Here is a 23,476-nt window from a genome sequence, read left to right on the forward strand (position 1 = left end):
TGCTGGTTAGTTCCATTTGGCATGAAAAACACCTTCTTTATCAATGCGTTCAAAAGTATGAGCTCCAAAGAAATCTCTCTGTGCCTGAATTAAGTTCGAAGGCATTCGAGCGCTTGTAATAGTGTCAAAATAAGTAAGAGTCGAAGCAAAAGCAGGAATGCCAATACCAGAACTCACACAAGCAGCAACTGTTTTACGCGTACCTGCCAGAGTAGATTTGATGATTTTTTGAATGCCGGCATCTCCAAACAAATGTTCTAATGAGTTATTTTTATCATAAGCCTGATAAATATCTTCTAAGAATTTGGCTCTAATGATACATCCTCCACGCCAAATTTTGGCAATTTGGTTTAATTTCAATTCGTACTTGTATTCTTTAGAAGCTTGTACAAGCAAATGCAAACCTTGCGCGTAAGCAGAAATCATAGAAAAATAGAATGCATTTTCAAGATCATCAATTGAAATATCAATTTTAGAATCTTTTTTACCAAAAGCCTCTTCCAGGGAAACTCTCAGCGCTTTGTATTTAGATAAATCACGATTGGTAACCGCTTCATTAATGGTAGGGACAGGTAATTGCAGTTCCATTGAAACCTCTGAAGTCCATTTTCCGGTACCTTTTGATCTCGCTTCATCTTTGATCATATCCAGAAGATCGTTTGGTGTTTCTGTATCTTTAACAGGGAAAATATCAGTCGTAATTTCTAATAAAAAAGATTGAAGTCTTCCTTCATTCCATTTTTTAAATACATTGTGAATTTCCTGATTCGAGTATCCCAAACCATTTTTAAGAATTCCGTACGTTTCGGCAAGAAGCTGCATAATAGCATATTCAATTCCATTGTGCACCATTTTTACAAAATGTCCCGATGCACCAGGACCAATATAAGTTACACACGGATCATTGTTTACTTTTGCAGCAATGGCTTCAAAGATGTCTTTCATAACATTGTAGGCATTTTTGTCTCCGCCAGGCATCATACTAGGTCCAAATCTTGCACCTTCTTCACCACCGGAAATACCCATCCCAAAGAAATGTAATCCATCATTTTCTAATTCTGCTACTCTTCGGTTAGTATCACTAAAATGAGAGTTTCCACTATCAATAATGATATCGCCTTTGCTTAGAAGCGGTTTCAATTCAGCAATAACACTATCAACAATTGGTCCGGCAGGCACTAATAAAATTAGCGTGCGCGGTGTTTGCAAACTGTCAATGAAATTTTCGATATTATCAAAACCTTCCAGATTATGATTTTTACCTTCATCTTCAAGTTTCGCAATCATTTTTTGGTCTTTGTCATATCCTGTAACAGAAAAACCTTTGTCTGCCATATTCAATAAAAGGTTTCGGCCCATCGTGCCTAATCCAATCATTCCTAATTTATATTTTTTAGAATCGTTATTTGCCATTTTTTATACATTTAGAATATTCAAAAATAAGGTTTAAAATTTATATTATTGAGGATTAGTCCTGATTTCGAAGTAAGGAAATGATATTTTAACTTTGAGGCTATTGAGGTAAATTATGTTATAAAGAAAAATCTTTAATTATTATATTGTTTAGATTTAATTTTATGAGAATAACTAAAGAGAAAACAAAATGGTTTTATATATTTGAAATCAGGATAATTTTTGCATTATTTGCAAAATAAAACAGCAAACACCGATTTAAATTAATTTAAAAGCAAAACCATATATGGCATTATCAGGTTTATTCCGAAAAAAAACGGTACAAGATATTCTGAAACAAGTTGCAAAAAACGAAGCAGATGGTCATAATGCATTGGGAAAGCATTTAACTACTAAAGATTTAACTGCATTTGGAATTGCTGCAATTGTTGGTGCAGGAATTTTTAGTACTATCGGAAAAGCCAGTGCAGACGGTGGTCCAGCGGTGATTTTTTTGTTTTTGTTTACTGCTTTAGCCTGTAGTTTTGCCGCATTTGCTTACGCCGAATTTGCCTCAATGGTTCCGGTTTCAGGAAGTGCTTACACGTACTCCTATGTTGCTTTTGGAGAATTAATCGCATGGATAATTGGTTGGGCTTTAATCATGGAATATGCCGTGGGTAATATAACGGTCGCCATATCATGGAGTGATTATTTTACGACACTGCTCCAGAGTGGCGGAATTCATCTCCCGCAATGGATCCAGATGGATTATCTAACCGCTTCAAACGGATTTAAAGATGCCACAGCATTAATGCAAGGCGGAAAATCATACGATAATTTAGGTAGAGGTTTACAAGAAGCCTATACTGCCTGGACCACAGCGCCAACTATTGGTTCTTTTCATTTCGTTGCCGATTTACCTGCATTGTTTATCATTATATTAATTACCGCTTTGGTTTACAGAGGTATGAAAGAATCGCGTAATGCGAGTAACTTAATGGTAATTGTAAAACTTTGTATCGTACTTTTAGTAATTGCAGTGGGTGTGTTTTATGTAGACACAGCCAATTGGGATCCGTTTGCACCAAATGGAGTTAGCGGAGTCTTAAAAGGAGTTTCGGCCGTTTTCTTTGCCTATATTGGTTTCGACGCCATCTCAACAACTGCCGAAGAATGTAAAAATCCGCAGCGTGATTTACCACGAGGTATGATGTGGGCGATTATTATTTGTACTATTTTATACATTGCCATTGCTTTGGTTTTAACCGGAATGGTACGTTATAACGAATTAAATGTTGGAGATCCTCTGGCATTTGTTTTCGATAAATTAAAATTAAAATGGATGTCAGGTATTATAGCAGTAAGTGCTGTAGTAGCAATGGCGAGTGTTCTTTTGGTATTTCAAATGGGACAGCCACGTATCTGGATGAGTATGAGCCGAGATGGTTTATTACCAAAGAAATTCTCCAGAGTACATCCAAAATTCAAAACACCATCTTTTGCTACAATTGTAACCGGTTTTGTGGTAGCGGTACCGGCTTTGTTTCTAAACCTGACAATGGTAACAGATTTATGTAGTATCGGAACATTATTTGCCTTTGTATTGGTTTGTGCAGGAGTTTTAGTTTTACAAAACAAACCTGAAATTCCAAGAGGAAAATTCAAAACGCCTTATATAAATTCAAAATTTATTTTGCCGGTTTTAATGATTGCAGGATTGTATTATGCTTTTGCTTTCAATAATAAAGCAACAATGGCTTTCATTAATAATGATGCTCAAACCTATGATGCAACAACAATTATTACATCATTAAATAAAGAAGAATCAGCAAAAGTTTTCAATTATTTAGAAAGTATCGATGTTCATAATAAAACTGCCGAAACTGCCGATTTAGAGCATTTGCTAAGTCAATATCAGGACGACGATGTAAAATATGCCGAGGTTGTAAAAGGATTGCCTATCAGCGATTCATTAAAATATGAAACAGGTTTTAGTTTATTCAAACACAAAATCCCAATGTGGATATTCTTAGTGGTCTTAGTTGGTTTAGCCGTTTGGGCATTTAGAAAAAATCTTTCTTTAATTCCGCTTTTAGGACTTATTTGCTGTCTTTACATGATGGCCGAACTAAGTGTTTGGAACTGGATCTACTTCACTATCTGGTTATTAATCGGATTATTTATTTACTTTACATACAGTAGAAAAAACAGTAAACTAAACTTCGTTGAGAAGATTTAAATTATAAAATATAAATAGAAAAAGCCGTTTTGAAAATTATTTCAGAACGGCTTTTTTATTTTACTAAGAACTTAAAAAACGAATTTAGTTTCACGCAGATCTTGCAGATTTCAGCAAATTTAATTTAGATAATAATAAATAAAATCCGTTTATATCGGCCTGGATCTTTCAAAATCTGCGTGAAACAATTTTATTAAATTCTCAGTGAATCTTCTCGAAATTAATCGTTATAAAACCCCAAGCTCCACCATACAAGCCTTCATCATTTTATAAGTACGCTCGATATCATTATCCAATCCAATCGAAAAACGAATCAAGCCATCCGTTAATCCCATTTCGTGTTGCTCTTCTATCGGAATCTCGCTCGAAGTCGAAGTTCCAGGCGCGCTAAACAATGTTTTATAAAACCCAAGACTTACGGCCAAATAACCTAAGTTTCGGGTTTGCATCAATTCCATCAATTCATTGGCTTTAGCCAAAGTACCAACGTCAATTGTCAGCATTCCTCCAAAACCATATTCCGGATTTATCATCGTTTTGTACAGTTCATGACTCGGGTGACTCTTCAAGCCCGGATAAACCGTTTTAAGTCCGTCTTTTTCAAAGTGATCCGCCAGAAAATGTGCATTATGACTGTGTTGTTTGATACGAATATGCAGCGTACGCAGGTTTTTCATCACACTCGCAGATCGCAAACTATCCATCGTTGGTCCCAAAAGCATACTTGCTCCCGAGTTTACATTTTTCAGTGAATTAATAAATTCTTTCGATGCGCAAGTCACCCCACCAACCGTATCGCTGCTTCCGTTGATGTATTTTGTCAAACTATGAATCACAATATCAGCCCCTAATTTTGCAGGCGAAACCGACAAAGGTGAAAACGTATTATCGACCACCAATTTCAGATTATGCTTTTTAGCAAGTTGAGCCAAACCCGCAATATCCGCCACTTCCAATAAAGGATTACTTACCGTTTCGCAATACAAAACCTTGGTTTTTGGTGTAATTGCCGCTTCTACAACATCTAGTTTTGTAATGTCTACAAAGCTCGTTTCGATCCCAAATCGTGGCGTAAAATTTTTCAAAAAAGCATAAGTTCCGCCATAAATTGTTCGGCTCGAAACAATGTGATCGCCCGCACCACAAAGCTGCAATAGAGTAGGCGTAATTGCTCCCATTCCCGAAGCCGATACGTTTGCCGTTTCCGTTCCTTCCATAGCGGCCAAAGCCTGATCCAGATATAAGTTACTAGGCGAAGAATGGCGCGAATACAAATAGCAACCCTCCATATTTCCCTCAAAAGTATCAAACATCGTTTTTGCCGATAAAAAAGTATAAGTTGAAGAATCAGAAATTGAAGGATTCACTCCTCCAAATTCACCAAAGTATTGTAAATCCTGAATCTTATCTGCTGGGTTAAAGTCTTTCATTTTTATGTCATTGCGAGGAACGAAACAATCTCCTCTGGTTAGTATTTATTGTTTTTGTTATTAAAATTGTCATTGCCATTGGAATTTGGAATTTATTTTTGGAATTTAAATTTGAAGCTATTCCAGCTTTCCGTTTCATCTCGATAGCTATCGAGACGTAAAAAAGGCAAGTTTCTAATGTTCTAAAAAGAGCTTCCGTTGGTCACTTTTTTAGAACAAGAAACTTTAGCCATTTTTTACTCCGGGCTTTTCACTACAATCTGGGCTAGGAGCGTCGTTTACAAAATAAATTCTATTCAAAATAACGTTTATTAAGAAAATTAATCAACCATATAGCTTGTAATTAGATTTTAAAACTACAAAAAAGTATTTGTAAGGATTTTTAATCTAAATTTGATGTAGAAAGTACAATTCAATAGATTTTCTTTCACTTCAACAATAAACCGGAACCATGACTTTAGACGCCACAGATAAAAAACTCCTTATTTTACTACAAACCGACAGTAAAAAAACAACCAAAGAATTGTCCTTAAAACTCAACCTTTCGGTAACGGCAGTTTACGAACGCATCAAAAAGTTAGAGCGCGAAGGCATAATCAAAAACTATGTAGCATTAGTCGATAAAACCAAAATCGATAAGGGATTTGTCGTTTTCTGTCATTTAAAACTCATTCAGCATACCAAAGAGTTCTTAACCAAATTTGAAAGCGAAGTCATCAAACTCAACGAAGTATTAGAATGCCATCACGTAAGCGGTGATTACGATTATATTCTCAAAGTATTAGTAAAAGATATGGAAGCTTATCGTGAATTTTTGGTAACAAAACTGACCTCATTGCAACATATAGGAAGCACACAAAGTATGTTTATGATTAGTGAAGTGAAGAATTCGACGGTGATTTTTTGAGGAAGGTTTAAAGGTGCTAAGGAAAAGAGAGACAAAGGTTGTTTAAACTTTGCGACTCTGCGTCTTTGCGAAACTAAAAAAAACAAACTTTTGCGAACTTTGCGTTAAAATTCGCATTCTAAAACAAAAAAACTTTCACTAAACTTTCACACAAAAAACATTGAGATTTAAACTTTAAACAAAACTTTATTCCTTAATTTTGTATCGCTAAAAATAAAATTTACAAACTATGAGTTCATTTGACGTAGTCATTATAGGTTCAGGTCCTGGCGGATATGTATCAGCAATTCGTTGCGCACAATTAGGTTTCAAAACAGCAATTGTAGAAAAGTATAATTCTCTTGGCGGAACCTGCCTTAACGTAGGTTGTATTCCTTCAAAAGCATTATTATCTTCTTCTCATCATTATGCCGAAATTGCTCATTTTGCAGATCACGGAATCGAAGTTTCTGGAGATGTAAAAATCAATTTAGAAAAAATGATTGCTCGCAAACAAGCAGTTGTAGATCAAACCGTAGGTGGAATCAACTACTTAATGGATAAAAATAAAATTACAGTTTTCAACGGTTTAGGTTCTTTCGTAGACGCAACGCACATTGCAGTTGCAAAAGCTGACGGAACATCAGAAACTATCGAAACTAAATATGCTGTAATTGCTACAGGTTCAAAACCATCTTCTTTGCCATTTATTAAAATTGATAAAGAAAGAATTATCACTTCTACAGAAGCTTTGGCTTTAAAAGAAGTTCCAAAACACTTAGTAATTATTGGCGGTGGAGTTATCGGAATCGAGCTTGGACAAGTTTACCTACGTTTAGGAGCGCAAGTTTCTGTAGTAGAATTCATGGACAGAATCATTCCTGGAATGGATAGTTCATTGTCTAAAGAACTCACTAAAGTATTGAAAAAACAAGGAATGAAATTCTACGTTTCTCACAAAGTAAAATCAGTAGAAAGAAACGGCGATGCTGTTACAGTTCAGGCTGAGAATGCAAAAGGAGAAACTATTACTCTTGAAGGAGATTATTCATTAGTTTCTGTTGGTCGTCGTCCTTACACAGACGGATTAAACGCTGATAAAGCCGGAGTGAAAATTTCAGACAGAGGACAAGTTGAAGTAAACGATCATTTACAAACTAATGTTCCTAATATCTATGCAATTGGTGATGTTGTTCGTGGAGCAATGTTAGCGCACAAAGCAGAAGAAGAAGGAACTATGGTTGCTGAAATCTTAGCAGGTCAAAAACCACATATCGATTATAATTTAATTCCTGGTGTAGTATACACTTGGCCAGAAGTTGCTGCAGTTGGACAAACTGAAGAGCAGGTAAAAGCTTCAGGAACGGAATATAAAGTGGGAAGCTTCCCATTCAAAGCTTTAGGTCGTGCAAGAGCAAGTGGAGATCTTGACGGATTTGTAAAAATCATTGCTGATGCTAAAACAGACGAAGTTTTAGGAGTTCACATGATTGGAGCACGTACTGCAGATTTAATTGCAGAAGCTGTTACAGCAATGGAATTTAAAGCATCTGCTGAAGATATCTCAAGAATGAGCCATGCGCATCCAACTTTCGCGGAAGCGGTAAAAGAAGCAGCATTAGCCGCTACAGATAATAGAGCATTACACGTATAATTTGCGATAAATCATTTTAAAAACCGCCAATTCTGAGATTTCAGGATTGGCGGTTTTTTTATTATGTAATGATTATAGGTAATAGCATTAAGTGAAGAAAAACATCTTTAATATTGTATCGAATAAGTCTCGTGCCTAGAAATGACAATTAGGCGAAAGTATTCTACTGAAAATGATTGCCCTAGCCGCGATAGAAGAGGAAATCCCTTTGTGGCGGTGTTCGCTACAAAAAGATGGGAACGAATTGCTTCGCCAATTCGCACTTTCAGGCTCGGGTGCGGGATTAGCCCCTGAAAAAAAAGATTTATTTTATCATTACCAATCGAAAAGACAAGATTGAGTTAAGCTTTGTTTTTAAGTCTTTGTAGTTTAGAATAAATTTTCAATAGTTAGAAAATATAAAATCAAATAATAATTCTGTAAAATAGTTTTCCTGATCTCGTGTTATCTTTATAGATCTAAAAGATGATATTATGAAAAGTAGATATATAGCTCCGGTTTTAGTTGGAGCAGGAGTAGCCCTTGCGCTTTATTCCTGTGGAGCAACAATTCCCGAAAAAGCAAAAGCAATCACTAATTTTGATAAAGCAAAATACTTAGGAAAATGGTATGAGATTGCCAGACTTGATTTTAAATATGAAAAAGGTCTTAACAATGTCACCGCCGAATATTCTCTAAACGATAACGGAACCATAAAAGTGGATAATAAGGGCTACAATGTCAAAAAAGACAAATGGGAGGAAAGTATAGGAAAAGCCAAATTTGTCAAAAAAGATAATATTGGTATGCTTAAAGTCTCATTTTTTGGTCCTTTTTATGCCGGATATAATGTAATTGCGATTGAAGACAATTATAAATACGCGCTTGTAGTTGGAGAAAACTTAAAATACATGTGGATACTTTCAAGAGAAACTACGATCCCGGAAAGTGTAAAAGCAGATTTTCTGATAAAAGCCCGCGAAATTGGATTCGAAATTTCAGATCTGGTTTGGGTAAAACACGATAAAGCAAATTGATAGGGATTTTAAGGTTGAAATTTTTATTAAAGGACAAACCCGATACTTTTTGAGTACCGGGTTTGTTTATTTTTAAAAGAAAATAGATTATCTGGTAAAAACACTTTTATAATTATCCCAATATCTGTAAATCAAAAATAAGTTAGCCAGGAACAATAAAACCGCAATTGGTAAACCTTCGGGAGCTAAAAAATAATTGATAAACAAAATGTTTACCGTAATGGGTAAGATCAAAATATTAGCCAATGTTACGTAACGCCCGGTTACAAAAGCAATTCCGCAAAGTAATTCGATTGACTTTGCTAAAGGCATTATATACTTAGAAGCCATTAAACCAACATTAAAAGCTTTAAAATTCCCTGTTGTTTCCGGTTCAGGAGCTAAGTGAAAAAAGTAACTGATAGAAGCAAAGAGTAATAAAAGACCAATTAAAACGCGGACAATAATAGTAGCAATTTTCATAACACTTAGGGTTTTAAAATAGGTTAAAAAAGTATAATTTATTTTGTGGAAAACGTTAGAATCTGAATCCTCTAATAAAATGAAAATCAATTTTTAAAGCTATTCTACTGAGAATTTTACAATCTTTATAATCCTATTTTGGGATTAATATAATGCTATATCAAATATAATGATTTTTTTGTTATGAAATTGCTATTTTATTAACAGTTTTATTGTTTCTTTCCGTATTTTTTGTAAAGGAAGAATCCACCAAAACCAAGGATTATAAAAGGCCAAAGATTAATTAAAAACACGAAAATTGATTCCAGAATATACCAGCCACTTTTAAGGGAATCCAGAATTTGTAAACCTAAATTGGGTTTGTAAGCATTGCTGTTTTTCTCGCCGGCCATTGTTTCGTGTCTAATGGTTTCGTTTTGATAAAGCTGCAAAGTTATTGTGCTAAAATTTACCTGATCCTGCAATGATAAATTATCAATTGCACGATTGTCAGAAGCTTCTTTTTGGTTGGCCAAAGTATTTTCCGCCTCCATAATATCATTTATTTTTTTGCCTTTAGCATCTATTGCTTTCTCAACTCTTTTTTCGGTTGATGCGCTTCTTTTTTGCGAAAGCTGATTTGCTAATAATTTCAGTGAAACATCATCGGCTTTAATTACTCTAAAATCAAGAAAATCAATTTGTTTGGCAATTGTTTTAATCACTGTATCCAATTGAGTATTAGGAACGCGGATCGTAATACTATTTTCTACCGTGTATTTAGTAGTTTCAAGGGTGCTGTCCTGACTGATTTTGGTTTTAATCTGTTCATGAATGTTGCTTTGCAAATTAGTATAAGTAACAAAACCTCCAAATTTTTGCGTAGCATTTTCAATTGCATAAGTAGACTTGACGACATTTTTTACCTTGAATTTAATATCAGCAGTTCGAATAAATTTCTGCTTACTGTTTTTATCGACTACCGCAGCCGAAGATGAAACAGCAGTACTATCTGCTGAAACTTTCATATCTGCCGATTCTCCGTACGACGAGTTATCAGCTTTTTTACAAGAAAATAGTAATGCGATGATTACTACAAAGGTCAGTCCTAATTTTGCAATTGTTTTCATAAAGGTTTTAAAATTTGATTAATAAATAAAGTTTTTGGTTTTATTAATAATGCTTTTATGTTAAAAAGCTATTTAAATAATAAGTCTTATTTCGGTATACTAAAAAGTGTGCCAATAATTTTTTGAGTATTATTTTATCGAAGGATTTTTTTTGTCGTAATTTTGAAATCTAAAAATTATACCTTTTTGAGAGTTTCTATTCATAAACATATTTCAAATCCAGAGCATTTTAAACAACAACTTTTAAGCTGGTCGCAACAATTTCGCGAGGTTATTTTTTTGGATAGCAATTCGTATCCTCAAGAATATTCAAGCTTTGATTGTGTGCTGGCTGTGGATGCTTTTACATCTTTAAAAACCGATTTTCACAACGCTTTTGATGATCTTAAACAATATCAGCAAACTACTAAAGACTGGCTTTTTGGCTATCTTTCCTACGACTTAAAAAATGATGTAGAGCAATTAAAATCATCTAATTTTGATGGATTAGATTTTCCGGATTTGTTTTTCTTTCAGCCAAAAAAGATTTTTTTATTGAAGGGAAATCAGCTTGAAATTCAGTATTTATTACTTTGTGATGATGAGGCTCAAGATGATTTTCAAGAAATTGTTCAGACTGAAAATAATTCTTTTGAAACTTTGAGTGAAATCGAAGTCAAACAGCGAATTTCAAAAGATTTATATGTAGAAAAAGTCACAAAAATGCTTGACCATATTCATAAAGGAGATATGTACGAGGCTAATTTTTGTATGGAATTTTATGCTGAAAATGCAATTATAAATCCATTGGAAAAATTTCAGAAACTAAATAAAATATCACAAGCGCCGTTTTCGGTTTTCTTTAAAAATCATAAACAATTTTTACTCTCGGCGTCGCCAGAACGATATCTTAAAAGAGTAGGAGAAACTTTGATTTCGCAGCCTATAAAAGGAACCTCAAAACGATTTTTAGATCCTGTTGAAGACCAAAAGTCAAAACAGTTTTTAGAATCGGATGCAAAAGAACGCGCTGAAAATATTATGATTACAGATTTGGTTCGCAATGATTTATCGCATACGGCGCAAAAAGGTTCTGTAGAAGTGACAGAGCTTTGCAGAATCTATTCGTTTTTGCAGGTTCACCAGATGATCTCTACGGTAAGTTCAAAATTAGATCCGCAATATTCTCCAATCGATGTTTTAAGAACCACTTTCCCAATGGGAAGTATGACCGGGGCTCCAAAGATTTCGGTTATGAATATTATCGAGAATCTGGAAGAAACCAAACGCGGTTTATATAGCGGATCTATCGGTTATTTTACTCCGGAAGGTGATTTTGATTTTAATGTTGTGATCAGAAGTATTTTGTACAATCAGGAAAATAAATATGTTTCATTTTCTGTGGGAAGCGCTATTACATCGTTATCAATTCCTGAAAACGAATACGAAGAATGTTTGTTGAAAGCCAAAGCAATGCACGAAGTTTTGCAGTAAAAGTTAGCTACAGATTATAGGATTAAAAGGATTTTGTTTCACGCAGATTCTGCAGATCAAAGCAGATTTTATTAAAAATAATTTGCGGTAATTTGTGTAATTCGTGGCAAAAAAATGATTTAAAAAATCTGCGTAAATCTTTTAATCAGTGGCAGAAAAATAGATCCGCTAAATCTGTGTGAAAAAATAATTCGTGGCAAAAAAATATTACGCTTAACAATTCATTTAAAAATAGATCGAATTTAATTTTTTACTTTTATCGAATGTTTTCAAAATTTCAAAATCACATCGCTTCAAGATTTCCATTTCTGGGAGATAAAAAACTATTTCTGGCAGTTAGCGGAGGTTTAGATAGCATGGTTTTATTGCATTTATTACAGCAATTGCCTTGTCAAATTGCGGTTTTGCATTGCAATTTCCAACTTCGCGGATTAGAAAGTTTTGGTGATCAGAGTTTTATTCAGGATTATTGTGATAGAAATAACATTCCTATTTTTACCACTCAATTTGATACCGAAGCATTTGCCAAAGATTACAAATTATCGACGCAAGTTGCAGCGCGTGAATTACGTTACAGTTGGTTTTACGAACTTTTAGAAGAAGAAAAATTCGATTATATTCTAACGGCGCATCACGCTGATGATAATCTGGAAACCTTTATTATCAACTTAACTAGGGGAACGGGATTAGAAGGATTAACCGGAATTCCGGAAGAAAACGATCGAATTATTCGTCCGCTTTTGCCTTTTTCAAGAGACAAAATCCTGAAATATGCGCAGGAAAACAATATCGACTGGCGAGAAGACAGCAGCAATGCATCGAACAAATATCTTCGAAATAAAATTCGTCATGATTTAGTGCCGATACTGAAAGAAATCAATCCTAATTTTTTGAATGCTTTGCAGAAAACACAGTCCTATTTGCGGGAATCTCAGGAAATGGCCGAGGATGCGTCGATTATGATTTATCAGCAAGTGGCAAAAGAAGAAGGTGAGGATATTCATTTTGATTTAAATCAACTTAAAAAATTACCTAATTATAAATCTTACCTCTACCAGTGGCTCAATGAATTTGGTTTTTTGGCCTGGAACGATATTTATGATCTGGTTGATGGACAATCTGGAAAACAGGTGTTTTCGGCTGAATTTAGAGTGTTAAAAAACCGCGATACTTTGATTTTAAGCCCACTTTCTCAAAGATTAGAAAAGGAAGAATTTGAGATTGGAGTAAGTGATACAGAAGTTAATTTTCCCTTAAAATTGAGGCTTTGTAACATAAGTCACATCACAGTACATGATAATAAGGCTATATTTGTGGACGCTGAAAAAATCCAGTTTCCTTTGGTTTTACGTAAATGGAATACGGGGGATATTTTTCAGCCATTTGGGATGAATGGAAAATCAAAAAAAGTGAGTAAACTTTTTAAAGATGAGAAATTATCGCTGATCGAAAAAGAAAAAATATGGATTTTATCCTCAGCCAATCAGATTGTCTGGGTGATTGGTGTCAGACAGGATGAACGTTTTAAAATTGAAAATACTACAAGAAAAATACTTAAAATAGAATTGCACAATGAACTTTAATCAATACCATCAAACAATAATGTCGAAAAGTGTTTGGAATAAAATCATCATAATTTTCCTGTTTTTTGCTTTTGCAAAAGGAAATGCACAAATCCTAGAGCCAGTAAAATGGACTTCAAAAATTGAAAAAAAATCAGCAACTAATGCTGTTTTAATCTTTGATGGAACAATTGAAAAAGACTGGCATATGTATTCGCAATTTACACCAGATGGTGGGCCTCTTGCGCTTGAGATTACATTTAAAAATCAAAAAGGTAATTATACTTTAGTTGGAAAGGCTAAAGAAGGTAAAACCAGAACAGCCTTTAATGATGTTTTTGGTGTAAATGAAACGTTCTTTGAAGGTAGAGCACATATCGAGCAGGAAATCACGATCATTAATCCGAACTTAAAAACGGTTGATGTTGAGTTCGATTTTCAGGTTTGTAAAGAAGTTTGTATCAATTCGAATAAGAAATTCTCTATTGCAATTCCCTCAACATTTAAAATGGATGCCGTTGCAAGTGTAGCAGAAGTAAAGAAAGATGAAACTAAAGTAGTTGGTCTGACAGTTGATACTGTAAAACCAACAATTGAACCAGCTAAGGTTGAAACAATAAAAGATGTTGTTGCTCAAACTCCATCAAAAGAAGATATGCCTGGGCCAGCTCCGGCAAGAAGTTTATGGTCGATCTTTTTTATTGCTTTTATCTCAGGATTTGCAGCGTTGCTTACGCCTTGTGTTTTCCCGATGATCCCAATGACGGTAAGTTTCTTTACCAAGCAAAGTAAAAGCAGAGCAAAAGGTATTCGTAATGCTATTTTTTACGGACTTTCGATTATCGCTATTTATGTTATTTTAGGATTAATTGTAACTAAAATATTTGGTGCAGATGCATTAAATGCTTTGTCTACAGATGTTTGGTTTAACTTAATCTTCTTTATTATATTGATCATTTTTGCTACTTCATTTTTGGGTGCATTCGAAATTATGCTGCCAAATTCATGGGGAAATAAAGTAGATCAGCAAGCAGACAGAGGCGGAATAATAGGAATACTATTTATGGCTTTAGCTTTGGCAATTGTATCATTTTCTTGTACGGGGCCAATTGTAGGGACTTTATTGGTAGAAGCGGCTTCAAACGGAGGGATTGCTCCGGTTGTCGGAATGTTAGGGTTTTCTTTAGCATTAGCATTACCATTTATGTTATTTGCAATGTTCCCGGGCTGGTTAAATTCATTACCAAAATCGGGTGGATGGTTAAATACTGTAAAAGTAGTTTTAGGATTTTTAGAATTGGCTTTAGCATTTAAATTTTTATCAAATGCAGATTTAGTTTTACAATTGCATTTTCTTGAAAGAGAAGTTTTCATCGCGATCTGGATCGCTATTTTTGCAGCTCTGACTTTATATTTATTTGGTAAAATTTCATTGCCACACGATAGTCCGCTGCAACATATTTCAGTTGGAAGATTGTATTTAGGATTACTTACATTAGTCTTTACAGTGTATTTAATTCCAGGACTTTGGGGAGCACCATTAAAATTAATTAGCGCTTTCCCGCCACCGCCACAATATAGCGAAAGCCCGTTTGGAGTAGGAGGTTCTGCTAATTCATTAGGAGGTGCCGAAGCTATAAAAGGATTGCCTGACGGAGCAGAATTAGGCCCACACGGTATCATGGTTTTTCATGATTATGAAGATGGTCTGGCCTATGCAAAATCAATCAATAAACCAATCATGCTTGATTTTACCGGGTATGCTTGCGTGAATTGCAGAAAAATGGAGAACAATGTTTGGTCTGAGCCAACGATTTTACCAATCCTGAAAAACGATGTTGTGTTGATTTCTCTTTATGTAGATGATAAACGCGAGTTGCCAAAAGAGGAACAATTTGTAACTAAATCTGGCGATAAGATCATTACAGTTGGCGATAAATGGACTGATTTTATGATTTCAAAATATAAAACCAACACGCAGCCATTGTACATTATAACAGATTTGGAAGGCAATAATTTAAACACTTCAAAACCTACTATAAGTTATGTAAATGCAGATGAATATTTGCATTGGCTGAAAGAAGGAATTGGAAATTTTAAATAATCCTTTTTTTTTAAGAAGATAGAATCTAGAGAATAGCATAAAGAAGTTAAGGAATCTAAAAACTGAATTCTAAAATCTAAATAATATTAAGGTTGAAATTAATTCAAAATAAAAAGCACTCTAAGTCAGACTCAGAGTGCTTTTTTGGTCTTAGGAATAATGAGAATAGTTTTTTTCAGGAGCTAATCTCGCTATAGGTTCCAATCTTTTATTTTTTAAAGGAAAAAAATAAAAGATTTCCACTTCTATCGGGGCTAGGACAATCATTTCCATAACCATGTTTTCGTTTAGTTTGTCATTTTAGAATCTATACTCTATACTCTATTCTTTTTAATCTATCTTCTTTCCTTAAAAATAATTAAAGCAAAAAAAAGCACTCTGAGTCAGACTCAGAGCGCTTTTTTAATTTTGGCTAGGTTTTGGTTTTGGTTTGTTTTTTATAAAAATTCTCCGTGTTGAGAAATGTCTAATCCTAATTCTTCTTTTTCTTCAGTAACTCTTAGTGGTGTAATTTTATTTACAACAAAGAATAAAATATAAGAACCTACAAAAGCGAAGATTGAAACCACTACTAAAGCAGTTAATTGGTTGATGAATAAAGTTGGAGTTCCGAAAATCAAACCTTGATTATCTCCAACAGCCGGGTTGATCGCTTTAGAAGCAAAAACACCAGTTAGCAACATTCCTACCATACCACCAACACCGTGACAGGCAAAAACATCTAAAGCATCATCAATTTTACCTTTAGGAAATTTACTTACTACAAGGTTACTGACAATTGCAGAGAATGCTCCGATGAAAATTGCGTGAGGAATGCTAACGAAGCCTGCGGCAGGTGTAATAGCAACAAGGCCTACCACAGCTCCGATACATGCACCAAGTGCTGATAATTTATGTCCGATTATTTTATCAAGGAAAACCCATGCCATAGCAGCTGCAGCAGCGGCAACAGTTGTAGTTCCTAAAGCCTGAACAGCTAAACCGTTTGCTCCAAGTGCAGAACCTGCGTTGAAACCAAACCATCCGAACCACAGTAAACCTGTACCTAATAGTACATAGGTAATTCTGGCAGGATTTACTTTTTGAACTTTTCTTTTTCCTAAGAAGATTGCTCCGGCCAATGCAGCCCAACCAGCGCTCATATGCACCACAGTTCCTCCGGCGAAATCTAATACTCCCATTTTAAAGAAAACTCCATCAGGATGCCAGGTCATGTGTGCCAAAGGAGAATATATAAAGATGATAAATAAAACCATGAATAGTAAATAAGCCCAGAAACGTACACGCTCTGCAAATGCACCCGTAATTAATGCAGGTGTAATGATGGCAAATTTTGCCTGAAACAATGCAAATAACATAAAGGGAATAGTTGGGGCAAGACTCCATGCGGTATTAGTGCCAACACCTTCAAAGAATAAATTAGTAGATGGATTTCCGATGATTCCTCCAATAGTAGGCCCAAAAGCCAATCCGAAAGCAACAACAACCCATAAAATAGTAACAATTACCATTGCCATGAAACTTTGAAGCATTGTACTGATAACGTTTTTCTTACCTACCATTCCTCCGTAGAAAAATCCTAGTCCTGGTGTCATAAGCAATACAAATGCAGTTGCTACGATCATCCAAGCTGTATCTCCTGTGTCAAACTTTACAGCTTCTGCCGGAATAGGGTTATCGCTCAGAATAAAGTTTGATATAAAGGTTAGTACCAAAATAGTGATTAGGATCACACTTAAAATAATTTTTCGCATAGTTATTTGGTTTTAAATCTTTTATAAAATTAAAAAATCAATCGACAGCCCTATAAAAAATAGAGTGCAATGCTTAATTTTTGTTAATTTTAAAATTTAACCCCCTGTATTTTACGTGTATTTGTTAAAATGAACTTAAAATTTGTAATTTATTAATGAGAAACACTAAGATTTGCCTGGAAAAAGATTTTGTTAACAGAAAAATGAAAGAATAATTGTAATTTTAAGAGTAGTTGCGTTTAAAAAATTAAAGATTTAATCGAAACTATGATAATTTTAAAATAAAAAGGCACCAACTGAATTTCTCAATTGGTGCCTTTTTTATCAAAAAGTGTTGGTTTATTTCTGGTTGTATTTCGCTTTAAATTTATCGTTTAATTTCGTTTGGAAAGTTTCTAAGTTAATCGATCTTCCCTGAATAAACGCAGTGGTTAATTTATTGGTTCTCATATCAAGTGCATCCCCTTCAGAAATAAATAAAGTAGCATCTTTGCCTGATTCTAATGTACCACAAGTAGCATCAATACCTAATAATTTTGCAGTATTAGAAGTAATAAGTTGTAATGCTTTTTCTTTGTCTAAGCCAAAAGCAGCGCAAGTTCCTGCCAGAAACGGAAGATTTCTAACACTCATGCGCTCGTGATCTCCGCTGTTTTCAAGACCCACCACAATACCTTTATCTGTAAGTATTTTAGCCATTTTGTAGGGAAGATTTACATCTTCGTCATCACTTGTTGGCATATCATGAACGCGTCTTAGTAAAACACCCACATTATATTTTTGCAACACATCAGCTGATTTGTATGCTTCGAATCCGCCAACAATAACAATTTTTTTGATCTGGTTGTCAACAGCCAATTGTATTGCATCTACAATTTGTTTCTCTTCATCAGCATGAATATAAAGTGTTTGAGTTCCGTCAAAAAGTCCTTTTGTAGCTTCTAAAACTACGTTTCTTTCTTTTGCAGGAGCCTGATTGTATGCTTTTGAGTTGACAAGAAATGCCGATACTTCTTCAACTTGTTTAGGATAATCTTTGTTGGCTTCGATTATTCCCGGTTCAAACCACGATCCTGATCTTTTAAAGTTCGATGGAAAATTAAGATGAATTCCGTCGTTTTCTTTTAAAATAGCATCTTGCCAGCTCCAGGCATCTAATTGTACAACTGAAGATGTTCCTGAAATTCGGCCTCCTCGTGGCGTAATTTGTGCAATTAAAATACCGTTTGGACGTACTGTTTCTACTACTTTTGATTCTGAGTTGTAAGCAATAATACTTCTCACATTCGGGTTAAAACTACCAATTTCTTCCTGATCGTCTGATGATTTTACAGCATCAATTTCTACCAAACCTAATGTTGCGTTAGGAACAATAAATCCAGGGTAAACATGTTTTCCGCTGGCATCAATTGTAGTATCATAAGCATTGGCGGCAAGTCGTATTGTTGTTGCATCGGCCACCAGCGTAATTTTTCCGTCTTTAAAACCAATCGCACTATTCTGGATAACAGTCCCATTTCCTAAATGCGCAGTGGCATTTAAAATTAAAACTGATTTAGTTTGTTTTGGTGCCGGTATTTGTTGTGCTTTTATTTGTACCGAAGCACAAACTGCCAGCAGCATTATATAGATGTTTTTATGTATCATATTGTTTTTTTTAATCTTTATGAATTTGTAACGCCCTAATTATTGTTCTAAAGTATCACAGTGATATTCTGTTTTTTCTTTTTTTGTAGGTGGTTGAGTGCTCAATCCTTTGTTTTTTTCTTGTAGCATTTGCCCAATCAACAAACTTCTTTCCTTAGTAATGGCCAATTGTTTTTCGGCATCTTTTTCAATATCAAAATAAACAACACCTTCAATAATTGTTTTCTCGGCTTTAGCATAAATAGATAAAGGATTATCGCTCCATAAAACAACATCAGCATCTTTACCTACTTTAAGACTTCCTACCTTATCATCAATATGTAATAATTTAGCAGGATTCAGAGTTACGAATTTCCAGGCATCTTCCTCAGAAATATTACCATATTTCACCGCTTTAGCAGCTTCCTGATTTAGTCTTCTAGACATTTCGGCATCATCAGAGTTATACGCTACCACCAATCCTTCATTGTGCATAATTGGCCCGTTGAACGGAATTGCATCATTTACCTCAAATTTATAAGCCCACCAGTCAGAGAAAGTCGAAGCTCCAACTCCGTGTTGTTTCATTTTATCAGCTACTTTATAACCTTCAAGAATATGGGTAAAAGTGTTTACTTTAAAATTGAATTTCTCTGTAACATTCATAAGCATCAAAATCTCAGATTCTACATAAGAGTGACATGTAATAAAACGCTCTTTATTGATAATTTCAGCAATGGTTTGTAATTCTAGATCAACTCTTGGCGCTTTTCCTTTTTTAGAACCAGCGTTGAATTTTTTCCAGCTTTCGTCATATTCTTTAGCACGCTGAAAATAATCGGTAAAAACCTGTTCAACACCCATTCTTGTTTGTGGAAAACGAGTAGGATTATCAATACCCCAATTCGCTTGTTTTACATTTTCTCCCAAAGCAAATTTGATAAACTTAGGTTGATTTTTGTATAACATTTCCTCTGGTGCAGCGCCCCATTTCCATTTTACAATAGCAGAACGTCCACCAATAGGGTTCGCAGATCCGTGTAATAATTGAGAGATTGTTACACCTCCGGCAAGATCTCTATAAATATTAATGTCCTCAGAATTCACTACATCCTGAATCGTAACTTCGGCAGTAGAGTTGTGGCCCATTTCGTTTACACCCTTAGAAATAGCGATATGCGAGTGCTCATCGATAATTCCGCTTGTAATATGTTTGCCTTTTGCATCAATAACGGTTGCAGATGCATCTGAAAGATTTTTGCCAACAGCAGCAATTTTTCCGTTTTTAATTAAAACATCCGTTTCAGTTAAAATACCTTCTTTTTCGTTTGTCCAAACTGTAGCATTTTTAAACAACAAAGTCTGAGCCGTTAGTTTTTTAGCATCACCAAAAGCAACATTTGGATACGTTGTTGGGATAACAGGATTTGGTTTTTCTGCTTTTACAGTATCTTTTACTGCCACAAATGCGCTTGTTCTTAAAGCCGTCCAAACTAGTTCGTCTCCGTTTGCAAAGACTGCTTTTCCAGATAAACTTTCCGGTTTTTCTATGAACCCTGTTAAACGCGTAAAGTTAGCTTTGATAGTATCTGCAGGTTTAATTAAAAGAGAAATCCAGTTTTTAGAAACCGCAAAAGTGCTATTTACTTTTTTATCGTCAGTGGTAGTTATCTCTGATTTTGGAGCATTAGCAGTTCCTTCAATTTTCCATTTATAGGTATCTTTTCCAACCGTTAGATTGTAGTTTCCACGAATGTCTTTTGAATTAATATCATTTACAACATACTTTGTTCCCTGAACCCAGTTTTCGTATAAGATTGTTTTTTCATCGAAGATTTCTCCCGAAGTAATCACAAAATTGGCATAACTTCCGGTTTTTAAACTTCCTACTTCATTGCTTTTTCCAAGAATTGCAGCCGGAATTGTAGTTAAGGCTTCTAACGCTTTTGTTTTATCAAAACCGTATTTAATAGCTTTGAGTAAGTTAGGTTTAAAGTCTTCTGTCTTTTTTAATTTGTCTGTAGTCAGGGCAAAAACAACACCATTATCAGATAATATTTTTAGGTTTGATGGCGCCTGGTTCCAGAAACGCATATCTGTTAATTCAATTTGATTTGATAAATACGGATTCGAAACATCATACGCTTCGGGAAAACTTACCGGAATAATAAATTTAGCATTCGTATTTTTGATTTCGTCGATTCTTTCAAACTCATTTCCGTTACCTTTTAGAATATAGGTTAAACCAAATTCCTTAGCAATTTTAGCAGCTCTCAAACTGTTTAGTTTGTCTTCGGTAGTAAAAATCTGAACCAGTTTTTCGTTGTTTGCCAAGGCTTCTAACGATAAATCTTTAGTTTCAGAATTTCCTTTTTTGTACCAGTCAAGATCCAAATACATTTGGCGCAACAAAGCCATCATACCCATTAATGAACTCGGATAAGCCTGATTTGTTAGAGCGCTTCTTGAAAAAGCAAGGTGATTGGTGATTTTATTGGCAATTATTTGTTTGCTGTTTTGGGTATTGTTTAATGCAACCAGGATTCCGGTTCCCTGAGCAATTCCGTCAGGAATGTGAGTTCCTACTACTCCAAAACCAGCTTTTAGTAATTCTTCTGCTTTTGGTTGGTCGTATTTAAAAGTCTCATAAGTATTTACTTCAGGACGAACGCTTTCGTTCCAGTAGTAACCCACTCTTTTTGTATCATACAAAGGATCGCGGCTACGGCCTAAATTACTTTTTGGTTTTTCAACTCCAAAACTCGTGTAAATATCAATAAACGAAGGATAAATTGTTTTTCCTTCAAGATCAATTGTAATACTGTTTTTAGGAACTGAAATGTTATTGCCAACAGAAACAACTTTACCATCCTGAATGAGTAAAGTACCTTTTTCGATTTTTTGAGTTGGAGTAACATAAATAGTGGCATTTGTAAAAACAGTGTAATTTTTGTTCTTGTTCTGCACACTTTCATTAATAGGGAAATAATCCTGAGCGTATGTTTTTGTTAAAAAAACACTCAAAAAGAGTAGGAGTAGGGCTTTTTTCATAGTTAATTTGCAAATTTGTTGCTAAAAATATGAAATATATGTTATCTAAAATTTATTTTATAAATGTTTTTTCTTTATTTACATCATAATTAATTAAACCATTGATAAGTAGCGCTTATAGAATAGTATGAAAAATGACAATACAATAAAGTGGGGAATTATTGGCCTTGGAAATATTGCAAATCAATTCGCAGCTGATTTAGTATTATTGCAAGATGCGACATTATTCGCGGTGGCTTCCCGAGATCATAATAAAGCAATTGAGTTTGCCCAAAAGTACAATTGCATAAAATCATACGATTCTTATGAGGCCCTTTTTAAAGATGATCAGGTAGATATCATCTACATTGCAACGCCACACGATTCACATGCCCAATTATCGATCAAAGCATTAGAAAACGGAAAGCATGTTTTATGCGAAAAGCCGATGGCATTATCTTATAAAGATGCAGGGCGTATGATTGAAGCTTCAAGAAAACACAATAAATTTTTCATGGAAGCATTCTGGACACGTTTTATTCCGTCAATTAACGAAGTTCTGGAGAAAATCAATCAGGGAATAATTGGTGATGTAAAGTATGTTAAAGCCGATTTTGCTTTTTATGTAGATGAAAAAGAAGGAGGAAGACTATTTAATAAAAATCAGGGAGGAGGCGCGCTATTTGATATTGGCGTATATCCGTTATTTCTCTCCTATATATTGCTGGGAATACCTAAAGAAATAATAGCAAAATCTATTTATCATAAAAACGGAATTGATCTTCAAACTTCCATGATCCTGCAGTATGAAAATGCCCAGTCCGTTTTAAGTGCTTCGATTGCTTCAGAATCTGATATGAAAGCAACAATAAGCGCAACTCATGGACATATCCAGCTCAATGCTCCGTGGTTTATTGCTGATGGATATTCTGTTTCTACAAATGATGAAGAAGAAACTTTTAGTTTACCAAATTTAGGCAAAGGATATACGCATGAAGCTCTTGAATGTCATGATTGTATTAGAAACAACCAAATAGAAAGTAAGCTTTGGTCACATCAAAACAGTTTGGATTTGAGTAAAATTGTAGAGGAAATAAAAAATCAGATTGGTTTGAGTTTTGAAAAATAATATATTTGAAACTAAACAACATTTGATTTTGTTACACATAAATAAATTACTTGAAGGCTTATCAATATTATAATTATATGATTGAGAAAACGGAATATCTTGCCAATAAAATAAATGAGCTTATTGAGAAATATGGAGAAGTACCTCCACATTGGATTTTCAGACCAGACTCTCACCCTTATAGTATTATCTGGAGATACGGAAGCGGTGACGAATTTTGTGACTGTCTTTATATTTGGTTTGAAGAAAATTGTAAAACAACAGAAGAAAGAATCAATTATTTTAAAAAACATTCTCCACCGCCAAGATGGTTAGCATCGGTAGTAGATACTATTTGGGATCTTGAAGGCTGGAATGAAGAATTTTTTGATTATACGCCATATTTTAAAAAACTCGAGGAACTTGGGTTTACAGGAACATCTGAATATGAAAGTGATTTGGATGATCAAAAATGGCTAGATAAAGAGAATAATTATTAAATTCACTTTTGTGAAAGACAAACTAATAACTCGAAAGAAAATCGAACAAAACTCATTAGAGTTTAAAGTTAATATGTTATCGGCATTTGAAATTTATAGCTTTGAGAAACTTTTTGACTATCTGCATT

16 protein-coding genes are annotated in these 23,476 nt (G+C 34.5%); 9 read left to right on the top strand and 7 right to left on the bottom strand.

Annotation, left to right across the window (positions count from 1 at the left end; all coding sequences use genetic code 11):
• Window positions 1-6: 6 nt before the first annotated feature.
• Window positions 7-1,413 carry an NADP-dependent phosphogluconate dehydrogenase gene (gndA, locus tag FLACOL7796_RS10280; RefSeq protein WP_173970704.1) on the bottom strand — a complete coding sequence of 469 codons (1,407 nt, stop codon included), beginning with the start codon at window positions 1,411-1,413 and terminating at the stop codon, window positions 7-9.
• A 286-nt stretch (window positions 1,414-1,699) separates the two neighbouring features.
• Between gndA and FLACOL7796_RS10285 the strand changes: the two genes are divergently transcribed.
• On the top strand, window positions 1,700-3,634 hold the full coding sequence (locus FLACOL7796_RS10285) for an amino acid permease (protein ID WP_173970705.1): 1,935 nt from the start codon (window positions 1,700-1,702) through the stop codon (window positions 3,632-3,634).
• A 227-nt stretch (window positions 3,635-3,861) separates the two neighbouring features.
• Here the strand turns inward: FLACOL7796_RS10285 and FLACOL7796_RS10290 are convergent, their stop codons facing one another.
• Window positions 3,862-5,064 carry an aminotransferase class I/II-fold pyridoxal phosphate-dependent enzyme gene (locus FLACOL7796_RS10290; RefSeq protein WP_173970706.1) on the bottom strand — a complete coding sequence of 401 codons (1,203 nt, stop codon included), beginning with the start codon at window positions 5,062-5,064 and terminating at the stop codon, window positions 3,862-3,864.
• Window positions 5,065-5,515: 451 nt separating this feature from the next.
• On the opposite strand from FLACOL7796_RS10290, the gene FLACOL7796_RS10295 reads away from it, so the two are divergent.
• The 3 genes from FLACOL7796_RS10295 (at window position 5,516) to FLACOL7796_RS10305 (ending at window position 8,620) form a co-directional block, all read left to right on the top strand.
• Window positions 5,516-5,971, top strand: coding sequence for an Lrp/AsnC family transcriptional regulator (locus FLACOL7796_RS10295; RefSeq protein WP_173970707.1), 456 nt, complete (start codon window positions 5,516-5,518; stop codon window positions 5,969-5,971).
• Window positions 5,972-6,200: 229 nt separating this feature from the next.
• A complete protein-coding gene (lpdA, locus tag FLACOL7796_RS10300) occupies window positions 6,201-7,604 on the top strand; it encodes a dihydrolipoyl dehydrogenase (protein ID WP_173970708.1) in 1,404 nt (467 codons plus the stop codon).
• 473 nt (window positions 7,605-8,077) lie between these two features.
• On the top strand, window positions 8,078-8,620 hold the full coding sequence (locus tag FLACOL7796_RS10305; RefSeq protein ID WP_173970709.1) for a lipocalin family protein: 543 nt from the start codon (window positions 8,078-8,080) through the stop codon (window positions 8,618-8,620).
• Between the two features lie 87 nt (window positions 8,621-8,707).
• Here FLACOL7796_RS10305 and FLACOL7796_RS10310 read toward each other — a convergent pair whose 3' ends face one another.
• On the bottom strand, window positions 8,708-9,082 hold the full coding sequence (locus tag FLACOL7796_RS10310) for a DoxX family membrane protein (protein ID WP_173970710.1): 375 nt from the start codon (window positions 9,080-9,082) through the stop codon (window positions 8,708-8,710).
• Between the two features lie 209 nt (window positions 9,083-9,291).
• Window positions 9,292-10,191: a DUF4349 domain-containing protein gene (locus tag FLACOL7796_RS10315; RefSeq protein ID WP_173970711.1), complete on the bottom strand. Its 900-nt coding sequence runs from the start codon at window positions 10,189-10,191 to the stop codon at window positions 9,292-9,294.
• 186 nt (window positions 10,192-10,377) lie between these two features.
• On the opposite strand from FLACOL7796_RS10315, the gene FLACOL7796_RS10320 reads away from it, so the two are divergent.
• From FLACOL7796_RS10320 to FLACOL7796_RS10330, 3 genes are all read left to right on the top strand, one after another.
• Window positions 10,378-11,664, top strand: a complete 1,287-nt coding sequence (locus tag FLACOL7796_RS10320; protein WP_173970712.1) for an anthranilate synthase component I family protein — start codon at window positions 10,378-10,380, stop codon at window positions 11,662-11,664.
• A gap of 263 nt (window positions 11,665-11,927) precedes the next feature.
• Window positions 11,928-13,247, top strand: coding sequence for a tRNA lysidine(34) synthetase TilS (gene tilS, locus FLACOL7796_RS10325; RefSeq protein WP_173970713.1), 1,320 nt, complete (start codon window positions 11,928-11,930; stop codon window positions 13,245-13,247).
• On the top strand, window positions 13,237-15,330 hold the full coding sequence (locus FLACOL7796_RS10330) for a protein-disulfide reductase DsbD family protein (protein WP_173970714.1): 2,094 nt from the start codon (window positions 13,237-13,239) through the stop codon (window positions 15,328-15,330). Before tilS ends, FLACOL7796_RS10330 begins: the two co-directional genes overlap by 11 nt.
• A 437-nt stretch (window positions 15,331-15,767) precedes the next feature.
• Here FLACOL7796_RS10330 and FLACOL7796_RS10335 read toward each other — a convergent pair whose 3' ends face one another.
• The 3 genes from FLACOL7796_RS10335 to FLACOL7796_RS10345 form a co-directional block, all read right to left on the bottom strand.
• Window positions 15,768-17,084, bottom strand: coding sequence for an ammonium transporter (locus tag FLACOL7796_RS10335; RefSeq protein WP_173970715.1), 1,317 nt, complete (start codon window positions 17,082-17,084; stop codon window positions 15,768-15,770).
• A 339-nt stretch (window positions 17,085-17,423) separates the two neighbouring features.
• Window positions 17,424-18,731, bottom strand: a complete 1,308-nt coding sequence (locus tag FLACOL7796_RS10340; protein WP_173970716.1) for an amidohydrolase family protein — start codon at window positions 18,729-18,731, stop codon at window positions 17,424-17,426.
• Between the two features lie 39 nt (window positions 18,732-18,770).
• Window positions 18,771-21,761, bottom strand: coding sequence for an amidohydrolase family protein (locus FLACOL7796_RS10345; protein ID WP_173970717.1), 2,991 nt, complete (start codon window positions 21,759-21,761; stop codon window positions 18,771-18,773).
• A 127-nt stretch (window positions 21,762-21,888) separates the two neighbouring features.
• Between FLACOL7796_RS10345 and FLACOL7796_RS10350 the strand changes: the two genes are divergently transcribed.
• Together FLACOL7796_RS10350 and FLACOL7796_RS10355 are read left to right on the top strand one after the other, a co-directional pair.
• On the top strand, window positions 21,889-22,869 hold the full coding sequence (locus FLACOL7796_RS10350) for a Gfo/Idh/MocA family protein (RefSeq protein ID WP_173970718.1): 981 nt from the start codon (window positions 21,889-21,891) through the stop codon (window positions 22,867-22,869).
• Window positions 22,870-22,946: 77 nt separating this feature from the next.
• Window positions 22,947-23,348, top strand: a complete 402-nt coding sequence (locus tag FLACOL7796_RS10355) for a hypothetical protein (protein ID WP_173970719.1) — start codon at window positions 22,947-22,949, stop codon at window positions 23,346-23,348.
• Window positions 23,349-23,476: the final 128 nt, after the last annotated feature.

This window comes from Flavobacterium bizetiae (assembly GCF_902804475.1).
GTDB lineage: Bacteria > Bacteroidota > Bacteroidia > Flavobacteriales > Flavobacteriaceae > Flavobacterium > Flavobacterium bizetiae.